This window comes from Herbaspirillum lusitanum P6-12, assembly GCF_000256565.1.
GTDB classification, from domain to species: Bacteria; Pseudomonadota; Gammaproteobacteria; order Burkholderiales; family Burkholderiaceae_D; genus Herbaspirillum; species Herbaspirillum lusitanum.
The window spans coordinates 1-551 of sequence record NZ_AJHH01000294.1 but is presented as its reverse complement, the minus strand read 5'-3'; the positions used below and the strand labels follow the sequence as shown (position 1 = coordinate 551).

Annotated in this window: 1 protein-coding gene; it reads right to left on the bottom strand. The window is 65.7% G+C overall.

Annotated elements, in window-relative coordinates; all coding sequences use genetic code 11:
- Positions 1-551, bottom strand: a 551-nt coding sequence (locus HLUSI_RS0109310; protein WP_016833710.1) for an MFS transporter, incomplete at both ends; no start/stop codon positions are given.

Here is a 551-nt window from a genome sequence, read left to right as displayed (position 1 = left end):
AGCCGAGGCAGGCAATCGCCAGCACGATGGCGGAAAACCGCGTGGTGGTGCTGATGCCCGAGGCCATGCCGGTGCGTTCGCGCGGCACGCAGTTCATGATGGCTTTTTGCGTGTTGCCGTTGAGCAGTCCGGCGCCGCTGCCGGTGACCAGCATCCCGGCCAGCACCATCCAGTACGTTCCGGCATACGCGGCAATCGCCACCAGCACATTGCCGGCGCACACCAGCGCCATGCCCAGCCCCATCACGCCATGCAGCGGCATGTAGCGCGTCAGCGCGGCGCCGACGCGCGGGAAAATAATCATCGCCAGTGCGAACGGCAGCATCGCCAGACCGGCCACGATGGCCGAATAAGAGAAAGCGTTTTGCAGGTACAAGGGCAGGAAAGTCATCATCACCTGCGCCGAGCTGGCGTAGCCGAACATGGCCAGCACCGCGCCGACGAACGGCGCGTGGCGGAACAGGCGCAGGTCGATCATCGGCCGCTTCTGCATCAGTTCCACCGGCACGAACAAGGCCAGCATCGCTACCCCGCCGCCGGCGCGCAGCAAG